We start from the raw sequence: 22,131 nt of genomic DNA on the forward strand, positions 1-22,131 counted from the left end.
GAGCCAGTAGAGCCTGGAGGGGCCGTGCACCTCGAATACACGCCCGAGCAGCAGCAGTTGCGCACCGAGCTGCGTGCGTACTTCGCCGAGCTGGTGCCGGACAACGCCTATGCGCGGTACGGCGAACCCGCCGCCCAGAAGCGGTTCTACCGTGAGACCGTGCGTCGCCTGGGCTCGGACGGATGGCTGGGAGTCGGCTGGCCCAAGGAGTACGGCGGGCGCGGGCTCTCGCCCATGGAGCAGTTCATCTTCTTCGACGAGGCCGCGCAGGCGGGCGTACCGCTGCCGCTCATGGCCCTGAACACCGTCGGCCCGACGATCATGCAGTTCGGCACGGACGAGCAGAAGGCCTACTTCCTGCCCCGGATCCTCTCCGGCGAGCTCGACTTCGCCATCGGCTACAGCGAACCCGACGCCGGTACGGACCTCGCGTCGCTGAAGACGAAGGCGGTACGGGAGGGCGACGAGGAGACCGGCCACTACACGGTCAACGGGCAGAAGATCTGGACCACCAACGGCGACACGGCGGACTGGGTCTGGCTCGCCGTCCGCACCGCCACCCCCGAAGAGGGAGTCCCGCTCCACAAGGGCATCACCATGCTCCTGGTCCCCACGAGCGACCCCGGCTACTCCTGCACCCTCATCAACACCCTCGCCTCGCACGACACGACCGCCAGCTACTACGAGAACGTCCGCGTCCCCGTCTCCCGCCGCGTCGGCGAGGAGAACAAGGGCTGGCGCCTGATCACGAACCAGCTCAACCACGAGCGCGTCACGCTCGCCGCCCACGGCACGATGGCGATCCGCGCCTTCCACAACGTGCAGCGCTGGGCGATGGACACCAAGCTGGCCGACGGCCGCCGCGTCATCGACCTCGGCTGGGTCAGGCAACGCCTGGCCAAGACGCACACCAGGCTCGACGCGATGAAACTCCTCAACTGGCAGATGGTGAACGCCGTCCAGGAAGGCACACTCACCCCGCAGGACGCCTCCGCGGTGAAGGTCTACGGCTCGGAAGCACGCCGCGACGCGTACGCCTGGCTGATGGAGGTCGTCGGGGCGGCAGGCGCCCTGAAGGAGGGCTCGGCGGGCACGGTCCTCCACGGCGAACTCGAACGCGGCTACCGCTCGGCGGTCATCTTCACATTCGGCGGAGGGAACAACGAGATTCAGCGCGAGATCATTTCCTGGATCGGACTGGGGATGCCGCGGGTGCGCCGTTAGCGCTTTGTGACGGTCATTCATATTCGAGCAGGGTGAGAAAGTGGGTGGCCTTTGAGGCTGCCCACTTTCTTTCTGCTGGGTCCGATCTGTAGGCACGGCTGTGCGTCCCAGACAATGATGAACTGTCAAAACTCGTACGCTGTGCGCCACATGGCGTAGACACTGCTGGAAACAGGCCCTTGCATGGAGTCGCCGGGGTGCTCGTAGCCCCTGCTCGAGCACAGGAGGACTGCCGTGGTGTCGTCGGATCCGCACAGCTATTGGATTGTGCTGCTGGACATCGAAGACTTCAGCCTGCGCCCGGAGGTATCTCAGGCGACGCTGCACGGCGAGTTGTACGAGGTGGTCGAATTCGCGCTCGCCAGGGCCGGGCTCAAACTTGCGGAATGCCGGGTCCAGGACCGAGGTGACGGAATGCTGATCCTGGCGCCCGTGGGGACCAGCCCGACCAGGCTGCTGCGCGAGTTGACGCGGGGGCTGGAAGACGCGTTGCAGGCGCACCAGGAAAAGTACAACGAGACCCACCGCATGCGGCTGAGGGTCGGTCTCAACCAGGGACTCGTGATCCGGCAGGGCAAGCGCTGGACCGGTACCGCGATCAATGACCTCGCCCGGCTTGTGGACGCAGGCCCGGTCAAGGGCGTACTCGCGCAGGCGCGGCGGGCCCATCTGGTGCTGGTCCTCTCGGAGAGCGTGCACGCGATGGTGGTGGGCGGCAACTACCCGGGGATCGACCCGGCGGCCTATCTGCCCGCCGACTTCGTCACCAAGCACGGTGAGCGGCGCCGGGGCTGGGTCACTGTGCCCGGCTACCCGGCGCCCCCAGGGCTTCCCGCGGAACCACGGGGGGCGTCCGGCGGAGCAGGGGGAGCTCCGCTTCCGGGCGTCGACGCGGGAGGAGAGGACGGTGGGGCCGGTGCGATGACCCCGGCCCCACCGTCCGGGTCCGCATTCACCTTCAACAACGTGACGGACAGTCCGATAGCTGCGGGCACCAATCCGGTGAGCATCGGCAGGGTCGGCAGGGATTACGTGCAGGGAAACAAGTACGAGCACAACGCATACGGCTCCAAGAACGAAGACGGCACCGAGGACGAGTCATGAGCGCGCCGGGCGGCTCCCCGCCCCCACCGCCCTCGCCCAGCCCCAAACCGCCATCGCCCTCCCCGCCACCCGGACCGCCCGGCAACGCGGCCGGTCCGGGGAAGGCGAATGCCGGGGCAGGTGCGTCCCCGCCGGGCGGAGGCGGCGGGGACGCGCGTCCCCCGGCGGGTGACGCCGCGGCGCAGCAGCCTGCGGGTCCGGGGAGCGGTGGCGACAATGTCGGAGCGGGTGCGAGCGCCCAGAAGGCCACCGCTCGCACCGGGCAGGGAAGTCTGCGCGCCGGTCTGCTCCGCGAGGCGTGGACCCACATCGGTCGCGACTGGGTCCAGGGCAACAAGATCGTTGTCCAGGCCCCCGGTGAACGCGGTGTCGTACTGCGGGCCATCTCCGCAAGTACGGTGGAAACGGTCCGGCATGCATTCCAGAAGCCGCCCCGTTGGGACGACGTGCAGGACAACGCGTGGCAGCGTCGCTCCGTCGTGCTGCGAGGGGCGGGTGGCTCGGGCAAGACCGCGGCGGCCCTGCGGCTGCTGATGGCCGTCAACGTGAAGGCCTGGTACCGGCTCGACTCCGTCGACGACCTGGCTCGGCTGACGGAGCTGAAGGAGCTCGGCAGTGGCTCGGGCCTGGTCCTCGACCGGCCCCCCGACCTGAGCGAGCTGCGCGGCCCGCTGCTCGAAAGCCTGGAGGAACTGCTGCGCCTGGCGGACGCCCGCCTGGTCCTGATCGCCGGGCCCGATGACGAACTGGGCCCCGGCGTCGGTGAGTACGTGCAGCGCATCGTCCGGCCGACCGGACTGCTCGCCGTCTTCCGAGCCCACCTGGAGCACCGTCTGGGTGAGGCGCAGGCCGAGAGAGCGCTCGCTGCGGCAGGCGTCGCCGCACTGGCCGAAGAGCTCCTGAACGACGCCGCCTGCCGTGACGCCGCCCGGCTCGCGGAGGTCTTGGCGCACGAATACGGCCCAGCGTCCGGTGATCCGCAGCAGGAACCGGACCTCGACCTGGACCGTGTCCGGACCCGGATGGACCAGACCGTGGGCGAGGGGCCCGAGGAGTGGTTCGAGGGGCTCGGCGACACCGTGCTCCGCACGCAGGCCGTAGCCCTCGCCGTGCTCGGCGGACTGCCGCAGGAGGAGGTGGCACTCGCCTCGACCACCCTGCTGGCGCGCTTCCGCAGCGAGCGCGGTGTGCTGACGCCCAGTGTCGAACAGGGCTCCGTCCCGCTGCGCCAGGACCCTTTCGCGCAGCCACGCCGCCTGTTCGCCGAGAAGCTCCGCGCCCGCACCGTCAGGTCGGTGACCCAGGGCGACTACGGCTGGCTGCCGTGCACCGTCGCCGAGTACCGCGACGCCGAATACCCGGCCCGGATCATCCGGCACGTCTGGTCGGAGTACCGCATCCAGCAGGAGCTGGTGGGCTGGCTTGCCGAGCTGGTCGACTCGTCCTCGCTGCCGGTGCGCAGTTTCGCCGGGACCGCGCTCGGGCTCATAGCAACCGAGTCCTTCGAGTTCATCGCCAACCGGGTCTTCGCCCACTGGGCGCAGCACGAAGAGTGCGGCTGGCAGCGGAGAGAGGCCATTGCCTACGCCCTGAAGATCTGCGCCCGTGACCCGGCCCTGTGGGCGGGCGTCCACAACCTGGTCAACGGCTGGTACTTGAGCGGTACGTGGGAGCTGCAGGCCGCTGCCGCCCGCGCCTACGGCCTGTGTCTGGGCGGCGTCGATCTCGGCACCGCCGTCGCTGCCCTCACCCGGCTCGGCACGATCGACCACATCCAGGTGGCCATCGCCATCGGTGACGGTTTCGTCGACCTGTTGGCGCAGGACGTGGCGGCGCACGCCCCGGTCGTGATGCGGGCCGTGGCCGAGATGGTGCACGAACCGGAGAGCCGTGCCTGCGGACACCTCGTCTTCCTGATCCTCGCCGACGGACTGGTCACCGAGGAGCCGGTGGCCGGAAGCACGCAGCCGCGCAGCCGCCCCACTCTCCTGAACCTGGCCGTGCGGGACCGGCGCGGCGGCTCCCTGCGGCGGCTCTTCGGTTACCTGTGGGCCGAGGTGATCGGTGGCGAGCTGTTCGGCGACGAGGCCGACGTGGTGCTCCAGCGATGGGCCGCGCAGGCCGAGACCGATCCGCTGCTCCTCGACGACCTGGTCAGCATGTTGGTCGAGGACGTCGCCGTGCGCAGCCCCCGCGTGAGCCTGCTCCTGCAACGAAACGTCACGCGCTGGACCGGACGCGACTGCTTCCGTCCCCTGCCCCGCTCCGCGGCGGTCCTCGGCAGCGCTCTGCGCTCGGGTCCGTCCGGATATGCCGCTCAGCCAGGAGGTGCCCGGTGAACCAGCCGGTCTCGTTGATCGTCAGCCAGTCGCCGGTGCCCCGGTTGGGGGCGGGCCCGACCAAGGCGAGGGAGCCGCATCTGGCCGTCGTCTACGCCACTGCCACAGGTGAGGTGGTGTGCTTCGATGGGCGCCCGCTGCGGGCCGGGCAGCAGTTCCTCTCCAAGTACCGCACGCGGTACGAGGTCGACATGCGGCCGCAGAACCGCACGGCCGTGCTCGAGAACAATCCGCTGGTCTCCCGGGACGGGGTGCACGTCTTCCAGGTGACCGTCTCCTTCACCTTCCGCGTCGACGGTTGGACGGGCGCCGAGGACTGGGTGCGCTCGGGTCTGCAGGACGCCCTCCCCGTGGTGCACGGGCATCTGGTGAGCCGGTTCCACTCGGCCGGGCAGGGCTTCGGCATCGAGCAGGCCGTCGCTCTCCAGAACCACCTGAGCGGACTCTGTGCGGCACCGGCCTCCCTGTCGCCGGGGCTGGTGGTGGAAGGCTGCCGTGTCTCGGTCCGGCCCGACGCCAAGTCCCTGGCCTACCTGGAGACGCTGATCGAGGCAGGCCGGACGGAGAGCATCGGCATCGCCGAACACGTGCCGAACATCGGGGCCGCCCATCGGGCGGGCGATCTCGCGGCGGTGCAGCAGGCGTACGAGATCGACGCCACCAAGCGCCACGACGCGGCCTTCTCCGGGATGCTCATGAACAGCGAGGGGCTCATCCGGCAGTACCTGAACACCCACCCGCACGACGCCGCGGGGGCGTTCGCCATGAGCCGGCAGCTGGAGGAGGCTCGTGCCGCCACCGCCGAACTGCAGAACCAGCGGGCGCTTGGCCTGTTCCAGGTGATGGCGGAGAAGGGCCTGATCCAGGCCGGTGACCTGGACCTGCTGCGACAGCACCTGACAGGACAGGTCGGCCAGGCCACCGGCGGGCACGTCCAGCTCTCTGCCGCCGCCCCACCGCAACTGCCCGGCGCGCGGCCATGGGACACACCGGACCCGGGCGCTGCCGTGCCGCCCCGGCAGGCCGACCCACCAGTGCCCGAGCCCGTACCCGACAACGCCGCGCCGACCACGGCCGCCGCCACCGCCATGCCGACCGCACCGGACACCGCCGCCACGTCGTCGGCCGTGCCCGTCCCCTTCTCCGGGGCGGCGCTCATCTACCTGGTCATCGACGAGTCGCTGGCCCCTGACTGCCTGGACGAACTCAACCGCGGCCTCGCCGCCCTGCACTCCGCGCTCTCCGGCGCACCCGCGGTCTCCGCCGCGCTGCGGCTGTGCCTGCTGGGCATGGCCGCAGGAACGGAACTGCGGCTGCCGCTGGAAACGGTGCTGCCCAGCACCCGGACGCCGATCCTCACCGGGCGCCAGGGGCTCTCGTACGAGCACGCCTTCCGCACCCTTCAGGCGCTGCTGCGGCAGGACGTCGCGCTGGTCAAGACCCAGCGCACACAGGTCCTGCGGCCGATCGTCTTCCTGCTCACCGGAGGCGTGCCCGACGAGGGATCCGGCTGGGACGCCGCCTACCGCGAACTCATCGACCAGGGAGGCAACTCGGTCGTACCCCATCTGATCGTGCTCGGCATCGGCGGAGCCGAGGCGCGAGCGGTCCGGACCATGGCGACCCGCCCCGAGTTCGGATTCATGGCCGCGCCGAACCAGGACGCGGCCGCCGCGGCGCACAGCTGCGCCGCCTTCCTGCGGGACACGATCGTCGCCTACGGGCAGCGCCTGAGCTCCGGCGACCCACAGTTCTCGCTCGCCGCGCCGGACGGTTTCCGGGAGGCCGAGGACGCGCTCTGACAGACGGTCAACAGACGGACCACTGAAGACAGCAACCACGAACGGGACAAGGACAAGAGACGATGGTGGAAAGCAATCGGGGGCACTTGCTCCCCATCTACGTCCTCGCCGACGAGTCGGGCTCGATGACACACCACATCGACGACCTGAACGACGGACTGAGGTCTCTGCACCAGGCGCTGCTCGGCGAGCCCATGGCGGCCGCGAAGGTGCGCTTCTCCGTACTGGGCTTCTCGGACGACGTGGTCGAGCGGGTCCATCTGGTGGATCTGCGCAGCGCGGAGGAGTTCCCGCTCCTGAGCACGCGGGGCATGACGAGCTACGCGGCGGCCTTCGAGGACCTGATCCATCGCATCCCCGCCGAGGTGCAGAGCCTCAAGAACGACGGGTACCGGGTGCACCGGCCCGCCGTGTTCTTCCTCAGCGACGGCATGCCGAACGGCGGCGAGGACTGGCGGGGCCCGCACAGCAGGCTCACCGACCGCGACCTGACCCTGGGGGCACCGAACATCATCGCCTGCGGGATCGCGACCGCCGACGCGGAAATCATCAGCCAGGTCGCCACGGAGCCGGAATTCGGCTTCGTCGCCGACAAGGGCGTGGACGTCGGCCCGGCGATCGCCAAGTTCTGCACCGCGCTCACCAAGAGCGTGATCGCCTCCGGCCGTTCACTCGCCTCGGCCAATCCGCAACTGAAGGTCGACAAGCCGGACGGCTTCACCGTCGCGATCGATGTGATCTGACGTGGAGTGGTCCAACTGGCGCCACTCCGAGAAGCGACAGAAGCGACAGAAGCGTCCGGAGCGGCTGGAGCAGGGGACGCCGCCGGAAGACCCGCGCGAGCAATACCCCGTACGGCAGCCACCGGGACCGGACCCGACGACCAAGGACCCGACGACCGAGGACCGGCCGCAGCACGGCCCTCACGATGCCGTGGACGACTTGGCTCCGCAGCCCGCTGTTTCCTCGCCCGCCGCCGACCCCGCTCCGGAGCCCGCCTCAGAGCTCGGGCCGCTGACCGCGCCGCACGATCTGGCTCAACTGTGGGCGCCCCTGAAGGTGGGCGAACCGACGGTGGCGCTGGAACCGACGCCACCCTCAGGTCTGTCCTACCGGCCCGACATCGTGTGCGACGGCTGGTCCACCCCGGCCCTCCATGTACGGCTGGCCTCCGTGCGCGGCTACCAGCACCGGTTCGACGGTCGCCCCCGCGAGGACGACGCGGCGGTCGCCTGCGACAGGAACACCGGGACGGTGGCGTTCGCCGTCGCCGACGGGGTCTCCGACGCACAGCAGCCGCACATCGGCTCGCAGTTGGCGTGCCGCAGTGCGATCGACGAGATGCTGTCCCAGGTGCGCGGGGACGGCGCGGGCTACGTGGAGAACTGGGACCGGCTCCTGTACACGGTGCACTGGCAGTTGGTCGAGCAGACCCGTCGCATCCTGCATCGCCCGAAGGCGGGGCCGCAGGAGACGGCCGGGCTGCTGGCCACCACCCTGGTGGCAGGGACGGCGACGCCCACCGAAAGCGGGGTGTTCATCCATGTGATCTCGGTCGGGGACTCCGGGGCCTGGCAGATCAAGCACGAGAACGTCCACCGGCTGGTGGGCGGGAAGCCGGACGGGGCGGACGGACTGGTCTCCTCCGCGGTGGAACCACTGCCCTACCTGCCGAACGTGATCCGCCCGCTCACCTTCGCCCTGGAGCAGGACACGGTCCTGCTGGTCGGCACGGACGGCTTCGGCGACCCCCTGGGAGACGGAACGGGGGCTGTGGCGCGCCTGTTCCGCATGCGGCTGCGCAGCCCCGTACCGCCACTGGGCTTCGCGCACCTGCTGGACTTCTCACGGGAGACCTTCGACGACGACCGCACCCTGATCGCGCTGTGGCCGAGGGACAAGGAGGGGGGAGAGCGGTCATGACGGTCCCGGTTTCCTACGCCCGTCCCGAGCAGTTGGGCGACTATCGGGCGCACCGACTGGGCGCGGGCGGACAGGGCGTCGTGTACGGAGTGCCCGAACCGCCGGGCAGGTTCAGCGGAGAGTTCCTCGCCTACAAGGAGTACCTGGCCACGGTGCAGAGCGACAGCGACGTGCTCTACTCCATGGTCGTCTTCCTCGAGGAGCTCGGCCGGTCCGACCGGCACGACCGCGCCTTCCTGAGCGAGCGGCTCACCTGGCCGCTCGCGATGATCTACACGGGCGACCGGCCGACCCAACTGCAGCCTTCGCTCAACTCCGGCACGCTGGTGGTCGGCTTCCTGATGCAACGGCTGCTGGCGGAGTTCGAGCTCAACAACTCCCAGCTGGGCGGAGCGAAGCCCGCGGGCATGGAATTCCTGCTCAACGAAGACGCCTACACCGTGCGGATCGGGCTGCAGGTCGACGATCAGAAGCGGCTCCGGCTGCTCGCCGACCTGGCGGCGACGGTCACCCGGCTGCACCGGCAGGGCGTGATCGTCGGTGATCTCTCGCCGAAGAACGTCCTGTTCAGGCTGGCGCCGACGCCCAGATGTCTTTTGATCGACTGTGACTCGATGCGGCTCAGGGGCAAGGACGTACTGCCCCAGGTGGAGACGGAGGGCTGGGAGGCGCCGGAGGCGGCCAAGGCCACGACCGCCTCGGACGTCTTCAAGTTCGGTCTGATCGCCACCAGGCTCTTCAACCGGGACCAGCACAGTACGGATCTCAGCGGACTCCGGAGCATCTCGACCGACCTGGCGACTCTCGCGGACAGCAGCAGGAGGACGGATCCACGAGGGCGGCCCGAACTGGCGGACTGGCACCGGGCGCTGGAACGGGCGCGCAGCGGAATGAAGGGGTCGCAGCCACGCCCACAGTCCGTACCGCCGCGGCAGCCGCAGGCTCCGCAGCCCGTGCCCCCACCGCCGTCGGCTCAGGTGCCGACCGCGCCTGCGCCGACGCCGTCCTTTGCGTGGGGCGGATGTGTGGCTGCCACGGTGGTGGTGTTGGTGGTGATCGTGGCCATAGCCGTGCTCGTTGCCCTGAGGTCGCCGGGGTCCGACAGCAGCCCGTCGGCGGATGCCGAAACCCCGGAGCGGGCCGAGGCTTCGGGGGCCACCGTCGACTACTCACGTGTCGTCGACGAGCCGGAGGCGAACGAGGTGGCCGACATGTTCGCCCGCTTCTACGGAGCCATCAACACGCGGCACTACAAGAGGGCCATGACGCACTACGACCCCAATTCGGGGGTCGTCGACCTCAACTCCGCCGCCAGCCGCAGGGAATGGACGCGTGCCATCAGCACCACGAAGGACACCCGCATCGTCCTCGAAGCGCTCTCCACCTCGGGCGCACGCACGCTCGCCACTGTCAGTTTCCGCAGCCGTCAGGACCGCGGCTACGGACCGGCCTCGAACCCCGACGACACCTGTGACGACTGGAAGGTGACCTACGAGCTGACCCACACGAAGGGCTACCGCATCTACAAGGCGCCCAAGGACGGGGTGAGCCACAGCCCGTGCTGAGCCCGGAGGGGAGCCGAGCCGGACGAGGCCGGGCGGCCGGGCACTCAGCCGCCGAAGGCCTGCCTCTTCAGCTGGTCCACGGAGCGGATCAGCAGCGCCTGTCGGCCCGTCACGATCCATCCCTGGCCCCGCCATTGCTCCAGTACGCGGCTGACCGTCCGACGGGAGCTCAGGAGCAGCCCGGCCAGGTCGTCCTGCGAGAGCGGCAGGCCGATGCGCAGCCCGGTGCCGTCGGGATCGGTGTGGCCGCAGCGCTCGGCCAGGTCGAGGAGGAGGGCGGCGAGGCGGGCCGGGACCGGTTCGGTGATGCCGGTGCGCTGGGCGTCGGCCTCGCGCAGGCGCTGGGACAGCGTCTGCTCCAGGGCCGCGGCGACGGAGCTGTTGGTGCGGGCGATGGCGTGGAAGCGGACGGCGGCCAGGTGCAGCAGGACGACCGGGGTCGCGGTCTGCAGCGACGCGGAGCGGCGGCGCCGCTCAAGCCCCGCCTGCTCGCCGAGGAGTTCGCCGGGGCCGCGCAGGGCGAGCAGGGCGCGGTAACCGGCGTGGGACTGGGCGACGACCTTGACCCAGCCGCTCACGAGGACCACCAGATGGTCTGAGTCCTCTCCCTGGGCCAGGAACTGCTGGTCCGCAGGGAGCGAGACCTGGACCGCCGCCCGGCGCAGCTCGGCCCGTTCCGCGGGGCCGACTGCCTCCCAGAAGGTGGCGGAGCGGTGGCCCGGCATGGTCACCCCAGTAACCATGCGAGGACGACGAACGCCCAGCCCACGACGGCGAGTGCGAGTGACTGCTGTACCCGTCGGCTCTTGATCCACAAGACCTGGCTCATGACCACCAGTTGATGGGTCAAGGCGTCCAGCGGGGAGGTCTGGCCCAGTTTCTCGGCGAGGCGCTCCGGAGCCCAGTGCCGCAGATCACCGTAGTAGAGGAAGTGGTTCTCCCGGTGGGGTCCGGCTCTGCGCCCGAGGCGTGGGCTGATCGCGGACATGGAGGCGATGGCCGACAGCCCGAGCAGGGCGGCACCCAGCCAGAACAGGATCAGCGAGAGCACGCCGTCCAGCTCCGCCAAGCGGTCGTCGGAGCCGGAGAAAGCGATGACCGCGACCGCCGACTCCAAGGCGAGGGCGAAACCCGCCTTCGCGTCCACCTTGCCCGTCCAGTCGATGAGGACCGCGTGTATCCGCCAGGCGGTCTCCACCGGATCCGTCTCTGCCATGGCGCCCCCGGCTCCTGATCGTCGACCGGACAAGGGTTCAGGCGGCCAGTGTGGCACTGAGGCGCTCAACTGGCCCTGCCTAGGCACCGGGCTGTCGCCCCGGGGCCAGGAGGCGCAGCAGCCCGGAGTGGAGGGCGGTCGTGGCGTCGGTGGCCGACATGCGGTCGGCGCTCACCTCCTCTCCCGTCGCGTGGCTGAGCGCGATCACGGCCGACACCTGCCACGTCAGCGGGGGGAGCGGGTCGAAGGAGCCCTCGTCGCGTCCGCGGCGGAGTACGTGCGCGATGCGGTCGGCGATCGGCCGGTGGCGGGCCCGGTCCTCTTCGGGCGGGGCCGGGCGGGGTTCGAGCCGGATCAGGGCCGGATGCGTACGGGAGACGTGCCAGGCCGCGTCGAGCAGGCGGAGCAGCGCGCCCGGCGCCGGGCCCTCGTCGGGGCCCGAGGCGTCCATCGCCGCGGTGACCAGGTCGGTCATGTGGTCGACGACGGCGGTGAGCAGGTCGTCCCGTGAGGAGAAGTGGGCGTAGACGGTCTGGCGTGTGACGCCTGCCGCGGTCGCGACGGCGGCCATGCCCGCGTCGGGGCGCTCGCCGAGGAGGCGGACGGCGGCGTCGAGGATGGCCGTGCGGCTGCGCTCGGCGTCGGCCCGGCGTCGGGGAGCGGGGCTTGAAGGGCTCAAGTATTACACCTTGTCAAAGTTGTGGAGTCGCTTTAGTTTACAGGCTGTAAGAGTTCCTGGGGCGGTCCCGCGAGGACCGCTCCGCCTTGCCACGCCCGGACGGGAGCCCCATGAAGCCACTGGCACAGAACCTGACGGAAAGCCTGACGCAGAGCACCCCCGCGCAGTTCGTCACCGACTTCCTGACCGCATTCCACGACGAGGTCGTGCGCGGCGACCACGACCCGGCCCCCGCCATGGCCCGCTTCTACACCCCGGACATCGTCATGGTCAGCGACGGCGTACGGCTGGAGTGGGACAAGCTCCTCGCCCACATCCGTCCCGTCCGCAAGAACCTGGCAGCGGACGACGAAGCCCGCTTCGAGGTGCACGAAGCGCTCGCGGACGGCAACAGGATCGCGGCGCGCCTCACCATCCACGCCGCCATGCGCAAACGGCGGGTGTCCACGGACGTCCTGACCTTCTACACCTTCGCTCCCGACGGCCGACTGCACCGCTCCCACGGATTCACCCGGCCCGTCGACGGCCCTGCGCAGAAGGCGGGTTGAGCGAGGCTCGGGCCCACCGGCCGGTGAGACATACCTCCTGGCGTCCGGGCCGCATCCTGGCCACACTTGACGGTCAGGTCGTCACCCGGCAGGAGATGGTCGCACCATGCCCGAGCACACACAGGCACGCACACCCGACCCCGGGCTCTTCGGGCCGGCCTCCGTGACCTGGCAGGCGCACTCCGACCCGATGATGTGGGTCGCCGGGATCCGGGCCCTCTACCTCCAGGCCCTGCACCCCCGCGCGGTCCGCGGCGTCATGGAGAACTCCGACTTCCGCAAGGACGCGTGGGGCCGCCTCATGCGCACCGCCAACTTCGTGGGTACGACCACGTACGGAACGACCGCGGTGGCCGAGAAGGCGGGCGCCCGGGTGCGGAAGATCCACACGATGCTGCGGGCCACCGACCCGGAGACGGGGGAGCGGTACGGCGTCGACGAGCCCGAGCTGCTGCTCTGGGTGCACTGCGCGGAAATCGACTCCTATCTCCATGTCGTACGCCGCTCAGGGCTCCCCCTCACCGACGCGCTGGCCGACCGGTACGTCGACGAGCACCGGCAGAGCGCCCGTCTCGTGGGCCTCGACCCCGCGGACGTACCCGCGTCGACGGGTGAACTCGCCGCGTACTTCGAGGAGGTGCGGCCGCGGCTCGCCGCCGGGGCCGACGCCCGCGCCGTCGACGACTTCCTGCAGCGCCCCCCGACACACGCCCTGCTGGTTCCGGCGCGCGACCTGCTGTGGCGGCGCGTGGCGAACCTGGCGTACGCCTCCCTGCCGCCGTACGCCCACGAGCTGTACGGCAGGGCGGCCCCGCCGCCCGCCACGGTGACCCGCCGCCTGGTCCTCACCGGCACCGTCCTGCGCCGCGTCCCCTCGCGTGTGCGCTGGCAACTCCCGCCCAAGCACATCCTGCGCGCCGTGGCCCGCCTCGGCCCCGGCAGCCGCCCGGCCCCGTACAAACTCGACAGACGGGACGCCATACTGGACGGGCCGGGGAGGGCGCAGCGAGGCAACGGGGGCGACAACACGAGATGGCGGACACCAGGCTGATCCAGAGCCGCTACCGGCTCCTGGATCTGATCGGGCGCGGCGGCATGGGCGAGGTGTGGCGGGCACGCGACGAGTCGCTGGGCCGCCAGGTCGCCGTCAAATGCCTCAAGCCGATGGGGCCTCAGCACGACCAGGCCTTCACGCGGGTGCTGCGCGAGCGCTTCCGGCGCGAGGCGCGCGTCGCGGCCGCGCTCCAGCACCGGGGTGTCACCGTCGTCCACGACTTCGGCGAGCACGACGGCGTGCTGTACCTGGTGATGGAACTCCTCGAAGGGCGCAACCTCAGCCAGCTTCTGGAGGACAACAAGCAGCACCCGCTGCCCGTCGCGGACGTCGTGGACATCGCCGACCAGGTCGCGGGCGCCCTCGCCTACACCCACGAACAGGGCATCGTGCACCGGGACCTGAAGCCCGCGAACATCATGCGGCTCGCCGACGGCACGGTGAAGATCTGCGACTTCGGCATCGCCCGCCTCGGCGCCGACATCGGCTTCACCTCCCGCCTGACCGGCACGGGCATCGCGATGGGCACACCGCACTACATGTCGCCCGAGCAGATCGGCGGCGACCCCGTCGACCAGCGCAGCGACCTCTACTCCTTCGGCTGCGTGCTGTACGAGATCGCCACCGGCGCCCCGCCGTTCGACATGGAGGACGCCTGGGCCGTCCTGGTCGGACACCGCGACACCACACCCGCGCCGCCCCGCAGACACCGCGGCGAGCTGCCCGCGTACTTCGACCGCATCGTCCTCGACCTGCTCGCCAAGGAGCCCGCGGCCCGGCCGCACGACGCGCGCGAGCTGGGCCGCCGCATCGCCGCGGGGCGCACGTCGATCACGTACGCGCCCACCGTCGCCACGCCGCCCGTCCGCCGCGCCGAACCGCTGCTCTCCCACGAGGCGCGCCTGCCCTCCTGGACCCGCGGCATGACCACCGGGCACAAGGCCAGCGGCGCGTCCGTGCTGCGCACCACCCCGCCCGACGCGGCCGCGGGCCTGACCGGCGAATGGATTCCGCGCGTCGACGCGCGTCGCGCGGCGGCCCCCCGGCCGACCGAGCGCCCCAAGCCCGCGCCGGAAGTGGTGGCAACGCTCACCAACCGCCACAACGCCGGACTGAGCCTCGGCCGGCTCGGCCGCTGGGCGGAGGCGGGAGAGGTGCACCGCGCGGTCGCCGCCGAACGTGAGCACGCGCTCGGCCCCGACCACCCCGACACGCTCGCCAGCCGGTACGAGGTCGGCTTCACGCTCAGCCGCACCGGCCGCGCCTCCGACGCCCTGCGCGAGTACGGCCGCGTCGCACAGGGGCGGGAGCGCGCGCTCGGCCCCGAGCATCCGGACACGCTCGCCGCCCGCCAGGAGATGGCGTACGTACTGGGTCAGCTCGGGCGGCACTTCGAGGCGCACCAGACGTACACCTCGGTGCTCGCCGTCCGCGAGCGCATCGCAGGGACCGACCATCCCGACACACTGCGCTGCCGCCACAACCTCGCGTACAACCTGAGCCGCCTCGGACGCCTGGAGGACTCCTACCGACTGGCCGAAGAAGTGGCGGCGGCCCGCGCGCGCGTCCTCGGGGCGACGCATCCCGACACGCTCGTGACGCGGTACGAAGTCGCGTACGCGCTCGGGCAGTTGGGGCGCTGGCCGGAGGCCCTGCAGACCTATCGGGAAGTCGCCGACGCCCGGGTGCGGGCGCTCGGCGCCGACCACCCCGACACGCTCACCGCCCGCTACGAGGTCGGCATCAGCCTCGGCAGGCTCGGCCGCAGCGTGGAGGCCCTGGAGCTGTACCGCCAGCTGATCGACGACCGCACCCGTGTCAACGGCCCCGCCGATCCCGAGACGCTGCGGGCCCGCCACGGGCTCGGTGTGAACCTTGGGCGGCTCGGCCGCTGGGAGGAGGCGCTCGCGGAGGCCCGGGACGTGTGCGCCGTCCGCGAGCGGGTGCTCGGCCCGGACCATCCCGACACCCTCGTGAGCCGCCGCGAGGTCGCCGTCGGCCTGGGCTGGCTCGGCCGCTGGGCGGACGCGCTCACCGAGTACCGCAGGGTGGCCGCGGCCCGCGAACAGGTCCTCGGCCCCGACCATCCCGACGCGCTCGCCAGCCGCAACGACGAGGCCCACTGCCTGGAACAGCTCGGCCGCGGCACGGAGGCCGTCGAGCTCTACCGGAGGGTCGCGGCGCTGCGGCAGCGGCGGGCCGCCGGGGACCACTGAGCCCCGTGGGGCCCTGGGGCTCTCAGACCCCGGGCCCGCCCATGTTCTGATTCCTGGCGTTCGACCCGCTCAGCCCCTGCGCGAAGCCCTGCTCCGCCGCCCCGCGCTCGACGGCGCCGTGCTCTCCCGAGCCGCCTCGGCGCCTCACTACGGCCCAGCACGCGCCGATCACTACCGCGGCCACGACCAGTATCGAAACAATGACGATCATGCGTTCTCCAGTCCCCGTGTGCACGGCGGCCCCTCTGTGCGGCCCGCCCTGACCGGCATTCTCTCCTCCGGCCCGGCGATGAGGCCAGGGCGGTTCGGCGCCCGGGAAAACCGGGTGCGCCGATTGATCGACTCGGGACACACTGCGGCATGAATCCGGCTGCTCCCCAGACCTCGCGCGCACGAGCCCTGCGCCACATCGCGGAACTGGCCTCGGGCCCGCCGATGGACGAGACGCTGCGCGTGACCCTCAACTTCCATCCGGACCGCCCGCTGCACGGCAGGCCGATCCTGGACGCCATCGCCGAGGACGGCGTCTACTCCTCGCAGTTCGTCACGGGGACCAGCAACGGCGGACTGACCGCGCACCCCGGTGGTGACCGGTGGCGCTGGGAGAGCCGGATCTTCCACGGTGCGTACGACGAAGCGCCTGCCGGTGAACGGCCCGTCTACGGGGCATTGAACTTCCGCCGCAAGCCGGTCGGCGGCGCGCCGCGGTTCGGCTCCGCCCACTTCCGGCTGACCGCAGGGGCGCTGGCGCGGACCACCTTCTGCTATCCGGACAGTTTCCTCGAACCCGCGGACTTCGGCGTCGCGGACCGCATGGCGCTCATCGAGCTCGCCCTCGCCGACCGGCAGGACGACCTCGACGACTACATCGAGGCACAGGTCCACGGGCCGGTGCGGCCGGACCGCGACGTGGCGGCGCTGGTCCTCGACCCCTGCTACCGGGGCACGCCCGTCGAGGCGTCGGCCCGGCGGCTCGGCTGCCCGGTGGAGTGGCACCCCGGATTCCGGCTCGGGGTCGAGGAACTCCACCGCCACCCCGGCTACCGCGGTCAGGAGTACGTCGACCTGGGCACGCGGATGGCCGTCGACGGCGTCCTCGACCCGCACATCGTCGGCGCCGCGGCGCGCTCCGGCCGGCACGATCCGCAGGCGGTCAAGAAGGTGTGGCACTACCTGGCCCGGTTCGGGGCGCCACGGACGGCGGACGGCCCGCAAAGCCGCGCACCCCGTGCTAGGAAGAGCCATGCCCGATCGTGAGTACGACGCCGTCATCGTCGGCGGTGGCCACAACGGTCTTGTCGCCGCCGCCTATCTCGCCCGCGCCGGACGATCCGTGCTGCTCCTGGAGCGGCTCTCCGAAACCGGTGGCGCGGCCGTCTCCAGCCGTCCCTTCGCCGGGGTCGACGCGCGGCTCTCCCGCTACTCGTACCTCGTCAGCCTCCTGCCCAAGAAGATCGTCCGCGACCTCGACCTGAACTTCAGGGTGCGCACCCGCACCGTGTCCTCGTACACCCCGGCCGAGCGCGAAGGACGTGCCACCGGCCTGCTCGTCGGCGGCGGCGAGGCCCGCACCCGGCAGGCCTTCGCGCGGCTCACCGGCGGACAGCGCGAGTACGACGCCTGGCGCGACTTCTACGCCATGACCGGCGAGGTCGCCCGCCGCGTCTTCCCGACCCTCACCGAGCCCCTGCCCACCCGCGCCGAGCTGCGCGCCCGCGTCGACGACGACACCGCGTGGCGCACCCTCTTCGAAGAGCCCATCGGCACCGCGATCGAGGACCGCTTCGCCGACGACCTGGTCCGCGGCGTCGTCCTCACCGACGCCCTCATCGGCACGTTCGCCGACGCCCACGACCCGTCCCTGCGGCAGAACTGCTGCTTCCTCTACCACGTCATCGGCGGCGGCACCGGCGACTGGAACGTGCCCGTCGGCGGCATGGGCGCCCTCACCGCCGCCATCGCCGACTCGGCGCGGACGTCGGGCGCGCTGCTGCGCACGGGGTGCGAGGTCACGCGGATCGACACGGACGGCAGGCGCGCCGAGGTCACCTACCGGAGCGACGACGCCGAGCACACCGCCACCGCCCGCCACGTCCTGGTCAACGCGTCACCGGAGGCCCTCGCCGGACTCCTCGGCGACGAGCCGCCCCCGCCCGCCGAAGGCGCCCAGCTCAAGGTCAACATGCTGCTCGAGCGGCTGCCCCGGCTGCGCGACACGTCCGTCGACCCGCGCGAGGCCTTCGCCGGAACCTTCCACATCTCCGAGGGGTACGAGGAGCTGGCGACCGCGTACGCCCAGGCAGCCGCCGGTGCGCTGCCCGCGGCGCCGCCGTCCGAGATCTACTGCCACTCGCTCACCGACCCCACGATCCTCGCGCCCGAGCTCGTCGAGCGCGGCTGCCACACCCTCACCCTCTTCGGCCTGCACACCCCGGCACGGCTCTTCGACCGCGACAACGACACCGCGCGCGCCGAACTCCTGAAGTCCACCCTCGCCCAGCTCGACGCGCACCTCGCCGAGCCGATCGCCGACTGCCTGGCCCTCGACGCGGAGGGCCGCCCCTGCATCGAGGCGAAGACCCCACTGGACCTGGAGCGGGACCTCCGGCTGCCCGGCGGCAACATCTTCCACCGTGACCTGGCCTTCCCCTACGCCCAGGAAGGCGCAGGACGCTGGGGCGTGGCGACCCGGCACGCGAACGTCCTGCTGTGCGGCGCGGGCGCGGTGCGCGGCGGCGGTGTCAGCGGCGTCCCCGGGCACAACGCCGCGATGGCGGCGCTGGACGACAGGCCCTAGGGCCCTAGAGCTCCGGCTCCAGGGTCTGCGGCGCGCCGCCGAATCCGATCTCGTTCCCGTCGGGATCGCGGTACGTCGTCTTGCGGACGCCGTTCGCGTACGTGTCCCGCTGGGCGGGGGCGAGGCCGCGGTCGGCGATCTGCGCGACGCGCTCGTCGAAGTCGCCGACGAAGAGGGTGTGCCGGGCGTGGCCCGCGTGCTCGGGGAGGTGCTCGATGTACAAATAGCGGTGCTCCGCCAGTTCCCAGACGGCTTCGACGTCGTTCGGATAGAACGCCGGAGGACCGCCGAGCAGGCGTTCGTACCAGGTGAGTGCTGATGCGTAGTCGCTGACCGGGATGCCGCAGAACAGATCGAGGGCCATGCGGCCATCGTAGGAACAGCGGCGCCGCGCCGCGTGTCGAACGGGCGGCTGCCGCGGCTCACCCGGCCGTCTCGTCGATGGCGGGCATGGGTGGCCCGCCCGGATGCCAGGCCCGGAGGAAGCTTTCCTGGCGGGCGGCATCGACGAGCTCGACGCGGGCCCCGATGCTGTCCATCCGGTGGTAGGCGAACGGGCGGCCGTGGGGACAGCCCGAGAAGTCCACCGGGAAGCCCTCCCGCTCCAGGCGCCGGGAGCCTCCCGGACATCGCTCGACCAGAACCCGATGTGATCGAACCTGGCTTCGCCCTCCGTGTCCCAAGGGCTGCCGGGAGCACCCTCGATGAGTTCGATGAAGGGCGCTCCACCGGCGGTGAAGACGATGCGGTAGTCCCACGCCCCGAGCCGGTCGGAGACGGGCTCGCTCCACTCGACACCGGCGGAGCGCTGGAAGTCCCGCATCGCCCGTTCGAGATCGGGGACGGCGAAGCACACGTGGTAGAAGGCAACCATCCACCCATGATCGGTCGTGGGGCGTCGGAGGGCCACCGGATTGACGGCTGAATCCGACCGGATCTGACACTGCATCAGAAAATCTCTTCCCTCGGCCGGGCCGCTGCGGCATTCTGCGCCCATGCAGACGGAGTTGAGCAAGAAACTGGGAGTCGAGCACGCCATCTTCGGTTTCACGCCCTTCCCCGCGGTGGCCGCCGCCATCAGCAGGGCGGGCGGGTTCGGGGTGCTCGGCGCGGTCCGCTACACGGCGCCCGACGAGCTGGCCAGGGATCTCGACTGGATCGAGGAGCACGTCGACGGCAAGCCCTACGGGCTCGACGTCGTGATGCCCGCCACGAAGGTCGAGGGCGTGAGCGAGGCCGACGTCGAGGCGATGATCCCCGAGGGGCACCGACAGTTCGTCAGGGACACCCTCGCCAAGCACGGCGTGCCCGAGCTCGCCGAGGGAGAGGCGTCGGGCTGGCGCATCACCGGCTGGATGGAGCAGGTCGCCCGCAATCAGCTCGACGTCGCCTTCGACTACCCGATCAGACTCCTCGCCAACGCCCTCGGGTCGCCCCCGGCCGACGTGATCCGGCGCGCCCACGACCACGACGTCCTCGTCGCCGCCCTCGCGGGCAGCGCCCGGCACGCCCGCAAGCACGCGGACGCGGGCATCGACATCGTGGTCGCCCAGGGGTACGAGGCGGGTGGGCACACCGGCGAGATCGCCTCCATGGTGCTCACCCCCGAGGCGGTCGACGCGGTCGCGCCGCTGCCGGTGCTCGCCGCCGGGGGCATCGGCAGCGGACAGCAGATCGCGGCGGCGCTCGCGCTCGGCGCGCAGGGCGTGTGGCTCGGGTCCCTGTGGCTCACCACCACGGAGGCCGACCTGCACTCGCCCGCGCTGACCAGGAAGCTGCTGGCGGCCGGTTCCGGCGACACGGTCCGCTCGCGCGCCCTGACCGGCAAGCCCGCACGACAGTTGCGTACGCAGTGGACCGATGCCTGGGACGACCCGGAGGGCCCCGGCACACTGCCGATGCCGCTCCAGGGGCTGCTGGTCGCCGAGGCCGTCTCACGCATCCAGAAGTACGAGGTGCAGGAGCTGCTCGGCACCCCGGTCGGACAGATCGTCGGCCGGATGAACAGCGAACGCAGCGTCCAGGCCGTCTTCGACGAGCTGACGCGCGGCTTCGAGCGGGCCGTCGACCGAGTCATCCGCATCGCGGGAAGGGGAAGTCAGTCGTGAGCACACCCCCGAATGGATTCTGGGCGCAGGCCGCCGCCGACCCGGGCCGCGCCGTCCTCGTGGCGCCCGACGGCGAGGAGTGGACGGCGGGCCGCCTGCACGGCGCCGTCAACCGCCTGGTGCACGGACTGCGGGCCGCGGGCCTGGAGCGCGGGGACGCGTTCGCCGTCGTGCTGCCCAACGGCGTGGAGTTCTTCACCGCGTACCTGGCCGCGTCCCAGGCGGGCTTCTACCTCGTCCCCGTCAACCACCACCTGGTCGGCCCCGAGATCGCCTGGATCGTCTCCGACTCCGGCGCCAAGGTGCTGATCGCCCACGAGAAGTTCGCGGACTCCGCGGTGGCGGCGGCCGACGAGGCGGGCCTCCCGGCGAGCCACCGCTACGCCGTCGGGGACGTGCCGGGATTCCGCGCCTACGCCCAACTCCTCGACGGGCAGCCCGAATCGGTCCCGGCCGACCGCACGCTCGGCTGGGTCATGAACTACACCTCGGGCACGACGGGGCGCCCGCGCGGCATCCGCCGCCCCCTGTCGGGCAAGCTCCCCGAGGAGTCGTACCTCGGCGGCTTCCTCGGCATCTTCGGGATCAAGCCCTTCGACGGCAACGTCCATCTGGTCTGCTCACCGCTCTACCACACGGCCGTCCTCCAGTTCGCGGGCGCCGCCCTGCACATCGGCCACCCGCTGGTCGTCATGGACAAGTGGACGCCCGAGGAGATGCTCCGCCTCATCGACGCGCACAAGTGCACGCACACGCACATGGTGCCGACCCAGTTCCACCGCCTGCTCGCGCTGCCGGACGCGACACGCGCCGCGTACGACGTGTCCGCCATGCGGCACGCCATCCACGGCGCCGCGCCCTGCCCCGACCACGTGAAGCGCGCCATGATCGACTGGTGGGGCGAGTGCGTCGAGGAGTACTACGCGGCGAGCGAGGGGGGCGGCGCGTTCGCGACCGCGCAGGACTGGCTGAAGAAGCCGGGAACGGTCGGAAAGGCCTGGCCCATCAGCGAGTTGGCGGTCTTCGACGACGACGGCAACCGGCTCGGCCCCGGCGAGCTCGGAACCGTCTACATGAAGATGTCCACCGGCGGATTCTCGTACCACAAGGACGAGTCGAAGACGAAGAAGAACCGCATCGGCGACTTCTTCACCGTCGGCGACCTCGGCCTCCTCGACGAGGACGGCTATCTCTTCCTGCGGGACCGGAAGATCGACATGATCATCTCGGGCGGGGTCAACATCTATCCGGCCGAGATCGAGTCGGCGCTGCTCACCCATCCCGCCGTCGCGGACGCCGCTGCCTTCGGCATCCCGCACGACGACTGGGGCGAGGAGGTGAAGGCCGTCGTCGAGGTGACCGAGGACCGGACCGCCGACGACGCCCTGGCCGCCGAGATCCTCGCCCACTGCGAGCACCATCTCGCCGGTTACAAGCGCCCCAAGAGCGTCGACTTCATCGAGACGATGCCCCGCGATCCCAACGGCAAGCTGTACAAGCGGCGGCTGCGCGAGCCGTACTGGGAGGGGCGGGAGCGCGCCATGTAGGGCCGGGGC

19 protein-coding genes and 1 pseudogene are annotated in these 22,131 nt (G+C 71.2%); 14 read left to right on the forward strand and 6 right to left on the reverse strand.

Features of this window, described 5'->3' with window-relative positions:
* Window positions 1-24 precede the first annotated feature (24 nt).
* The 7 genes from ABZV77_RS13735 to ABZV77_RS13765 all read left to right on the forward strand — a co-directional run bounded on the left by ABZV77_RS13735 (window position 25) and on the right by ABZV77_RS13765 (window position 9,957).
* Window positions 25-1,224 carry an acyl-CoA dehydrogenase family protein gene (locus ABZV77_RS13735; RefSeq protein WP_356255005.1) on the forward strand — a complete coding sequence of 400 codons (1,200 nt, stop codon included), beginning with the start codon at window positions 25-27 and terminating at the stop codon, window positions 1,222-1,224.
* Window positions 1,225-1,458: 234 nt separating this feature from the next.
* Window positions 1,459-2,328 (forward strand): hypothetical protein, encoded by an 870-nt coding sequence (locus tag ABZV77_RS13740; protein WP_356255007.1) that lies wholly within the window; start codon window positions 1,459-1,461, stop codon window positions 2,326-2,328.
* Window positions 2,325-4,667 (forward strand): hypothetical protein, encoded by a 2,343-nt coding sequence (locus ABZV77_RS13745; RefSeq protein WP_356255010.1) that lies wholly within the window; start codon window positions 2,325-2,327, stop codon window positions 4,665-4,667. The genes ABZV77_RS13740 and ABZV77_RS13745 overlap by 4 nt, the downstream gene beginning before the upstream one ends.
* Window positions 4,664-6,469, forward strand: a complete 1,806-nt coding sequence (locus tag ABZV77_RS13750) for a hypothetical protein (RefSeq protein WP_356255012.1) — start codon at window positions 4,664-4,666, stop codon at window positions 6,467-6,469. The genes ABZV77_RS13745 and ABZV77_RS13750 overlap by 4 nt, the downstream gene beginning before the upstream one ends.
* 62 nt (window positions 6,470-6,531) lie before the next feature.
* On the forward strand, window positions 6,532-7,212 hold the full coding sequence (locus tag ABZV77_RS13755; protein ID WP_356255015.1) for a hypothetical protein: 681 nt from the start codon (window positions 6,532-6,534) through the stop codon (window positions 7,210-7,212).
* Window position 7,213: 1 nt separating this feature from the next.
* Window positions 7,214-8,392, forward strand: coding sequence for a protein phosphatase 2C domain-containing protein (locus tag ABZV77_RS13760; protein WP_356255018.1), 1,179 nt, complete (start codon window positions 7,214-7,216; stop codon window positions 8,390-8,392).
* Window positions 8,389-9,957, forward strand: coding sequence for a lipopolysaccharide kinase InaA family protein (locus ABZV77_RS13765; RefSeq protein ID WP_356255021.1), 1,569 nt, complete (start codon window positions 8,389-8,391; stop codon window positions 9,955-9,957). Before ABZV77_RS13760 ends, ABZV77_RS13765 begins: the two co-directional genes overlap by 4 nt.
* A 44-nt stretch (window positions 9,958-10,001) precedes the next feature.
* Here the strand turns inward: ABZV77_RS13765 and ABZV77_RS13770 are convergent, their stop codons facing one another.
* From ABZV77_RS13770 to ABZV77_RS13780, 3 genes are all read right to left on the reverse strand, one after another.
* Complete coding sequence (locus ABZV77_RS13770) at window positions 10,002-10,682, reverse strand: Crp/Fnr family transcriptional regulator (RefSeq protein WP_356256044.1); 681 nt, start codon at window positions 10,680-10,682, stop codon at window positions 10,002-10,004.
* Window positions 10,683-10,684: 2 nt separating this feature from the next.
* Window positions 10,685-11,173 (reverse strand): Pycsar system effector family protein, encoded by a 489-nt coding sequence (locus tag ABZV77_RS13775; protein ID WP_356255024.1) that lies wholly within the window; start codon window positions 11,171-11,173, stop codon window positions 10,685-10,687.
* Window positions 11,174-11,252: 79 nt separating this feature from the next.
* Window positions 11,253-11,852 carry a TetR/AcrR family transcriptional regulator gene (locus tag ABZV77_RS13780; protein WP_356255027.1) on the reverse strand — a complete coding sequence of 200 codons (600 nt, stop codon included), beginning with the start codon at window positions 11,850-11,852 and terminating at the stop codon, window positions 11,253-11,255.
* A 110-nt stretch (window positions 11,853-11,962) separates the two neighbouring features.
* On the opposite strand from ABZV77_RS13780, the gene ABZV77_RS13785 reads away from it, so the two are divergent.
* From ABZV77_RS13785 to ABZV77_RS13795, 3 genes are all read left to right on the forward strand, one after another.
* Window positions 11,963-12,400, forward strand: a complete 438-nt coding sequence (locus ABZV77_RS13785; RefSeq protein ID WP_356255029.1) for a nuclear transport factor 2 family protein — start codon at window positions 11,963-11,965, stop codon at window positions 12,398-12,400.
* Window positions 12,401-12,506: 106 nt separating this feature from the next.
* Complete coding sequence (locus ABZV77_RS13790; protein WP_356255032.1) at window positions 12,507-13,451, forward strand: oxygenase MpaB family protein; 945 nt, start codon at window positions 12,507-12,509, stop codon at window positions 13,449-13,451.
* The gene (locus ABZV77_RS13795; protein WP_356255035.1) at window positions 13,433-15,670 is read left to right on the forward strand and encodes a serine/threonine-protein kinase; all 2,238 of its coding nucleotides are present in this window, start codon (window positions 13,433-13,435) and stop codon (window positions 15,668-15,670) included. Before ABZV77_RS13790 ends, ABZV77_RS13795 begins: the two co-directional genes overlap by 19 nt.
* Before the next feature lie 22 nt (window positions 15,671-15,692).
* Here ABZV77_RS13795 and ABZV77_RS13800 read toward each other — a convergent pair whose 3' ends face one another.
* Window positions 15,693-15,881: a hypothetical protein gene (locus ABZV77_RS13800; RefSeq protein WP_356255038.1), complete on the reverse strand. Its 189-nt coding sequence runs from the start codon at window positions 15,879-15,881 to the stop codon at window positions 15,693-15,695.
* Between the two features lie 149 nt (window positions 15,882-16,030).
* Between ABZV77_RS13800 and ABZV77_RS13805 the strand changes: the two genes are divergently transcribed.
* A complete protein-coding gene (locus ABZV77_RS13805) occupies window positions 16,031-16,927 on the forward strand; it encodes a DUF3626 domain-containing protein (protein WP_356255041.1) in 897 nt (298 codons plus the stop codon).
* Entirely contained in the window at window positions 16,914-18,467 is a 1,554-nt protein-coding gene (locus ABZV77_RS13810) for an NAD(P)/FAD-dependent oxidoreductase (RefSeq protein ID WP_356255044.1), read from the forward strand. The genes ABZV77_RS13805 and ABZV77_RS13810 overlap by 14 nt, the downstream gene beginning before the upstream one ends.
* Before the next feature lie 4 nt (window positions 18,468-18,471).
* Here the strand turns inward: ABZV77_RS13810 and ABZV77_RS13815 are convergent, their stop codons facing one another.
* Entirely contained in the window at window positions 18,472-18,831 is a 360-nt protein-coding gene (locus tag ABZV77_RS13815) for a VOC family protein (protein WP_356256047.1), read from the reverse strand.
* 312 nt (window positions 18,832-19,143) lie between these two features.
* A pseudogene (locus tag ABZV77_RS13820) lies at window positions 19,144-19,545 on the reverse strand (VOC family protein); the annotation flags it as partial.
* Here ABZV77_RS13820 and ABZV77_RS13825 point away from each other — a divergent pair.
* Window positions 19,463-20,575 carry a nitronate monooxygenase family protein gene (locus tag ABZV77_RS13825; RefSeq protein WP_356255047.1) on the forward strand — a complete coding sequence of 371 codons (1,113 nt, stop codon included), beginning with the start codon at window positions 19,463-19,465 and terminating at the stop codon, window positions 20,573-20,575. The pseudogene ABZV77_RS13820 and the gene ABZV77_RS13825 overlap by 83 nt on opposite strands.
* The gene (locus ABZV77_RS13830) at window positions 20,572-22,122 is read left to right on the forward strand and encodes an acyl-CoA synthetase (RefSeq protein WP_356255050.1); all 1,551 of its coding nucleotides are present in this window, start codon (window positions 20,572-20,574) and stop codon (window positions 22,120-22,122) included. Before ABZV77_RS13825 ends, ABZV77_RS13830 begins: the two co-directional genes overlap by 4 nt.
* Window positions 22,123-22,131: the final 9 nt, after the last annotated feature.

The organism is Streptomyces sp. NPDC004732, from assembly GCF_040609235.1.
Classification (GTDB): domain Bacteria; phylum Actinomycetota; class Actinomycetes; order Streptomycetales; family Streptomycetaceae; genus Streptomyces.

Excerpts from the sequence above, each read along its gene's own strand:
- ABZV77_RS13770 (WP_356256044.1), bottom strand. The coding sequence starts at position 10,682 with ATGCCGGGCCACCGCTCCGCCACCTTCTGGGAGGCAGTCGGCCCCGCG.
- ABZV77_RS13810 (WP_356255044.1), top strand. The coding sequence starts at position 16,914 with ATGCCCGATCGTGAGTACGACGCCGTCATCGTCGGCGGTGGCCACAAC.
- ABZV77_RS13815 (WP_356256047.1), bottom strand. The coding sequence starts at position 18,831 with ATGGCCCTCGATCTGTTCTGCGGCATCCCGGTCAGCGACTACGCATCA.
- ABZV77_RS13775 (WP_356255024.1), bottom strand. The coding sequence starts at position 11,173 with ATGGCAGAGACGGATCCGGTGGAGACCGCCTGGCGGATACACGCGGTC.
- ABZV77_RS13755 (WP_356255015.1), top strand. The coding sequence starts at position 6,532 with ATGGTGGAAAGCAATCGGGGGCACTTGCTCCCCATCTACGTCCTCGCC.
- ABZV77_RS13795 (WP_356255035.1), top strand. The coding sequence starts at position 13,433 with ATGGCGGACACCAGGCTGATCCAGAGCCGCTACCGGCTCCTGGATCTG.
- ABZV77_RS13765 (WP_356255021.1), top strand. The coding sequence starts at position 8,389 with ATGACGGTCCCGGTTTCCTACGCCCGTCCCGAGCAGTTGGGCGACTAT.
- ABZV77_RS13745 (WP_356255010.1), top strand. The coding sequence starts at position 2,325 with ATGAGCGCGCCGGGCGGCTCCCCGCCCCCACCGCCCTCGCCCAGCCCC.
- ABZV77_RS13785 (WP_356255029.1), top strand. The coding sequence starts at position 11,963 with ATGAAGCCACTGGCACAGAACCTGACGGAAAGCCTGACGCAGAGCACC.
- ABZV77_RS13800 (WP_356255038.1), bottom strand. The coding sequence starts at position 15,881 with ATGATCGTCATTGTTTCGATACTGGTCGTGGCCGCGGTAGTGATCGGC.
- ABZV77_RS13790 (WP_356255032.1), top strand. The coding sequence starts at position 12,507 with ATGCCCGAGCACACACAGGCACGCACACCCGACCCCGGGCTCTTCGGG.
- ABZV77_RS13825 (WP_356255047.1), top strand. The coding sequence starts at position 19,463 with ATGCAGACGGAGTTGAGCAAGAAACTGGGAGTCGAGCACGCCATCTTC.
- ABZV77_RS13805 (WP_356255041.1), top strand. The coding sequence starts at position 16,031 with ATGAATCCGGCTGCTCCCCAGACCTCGCGCGCACGAGCCCTGCGCCAC.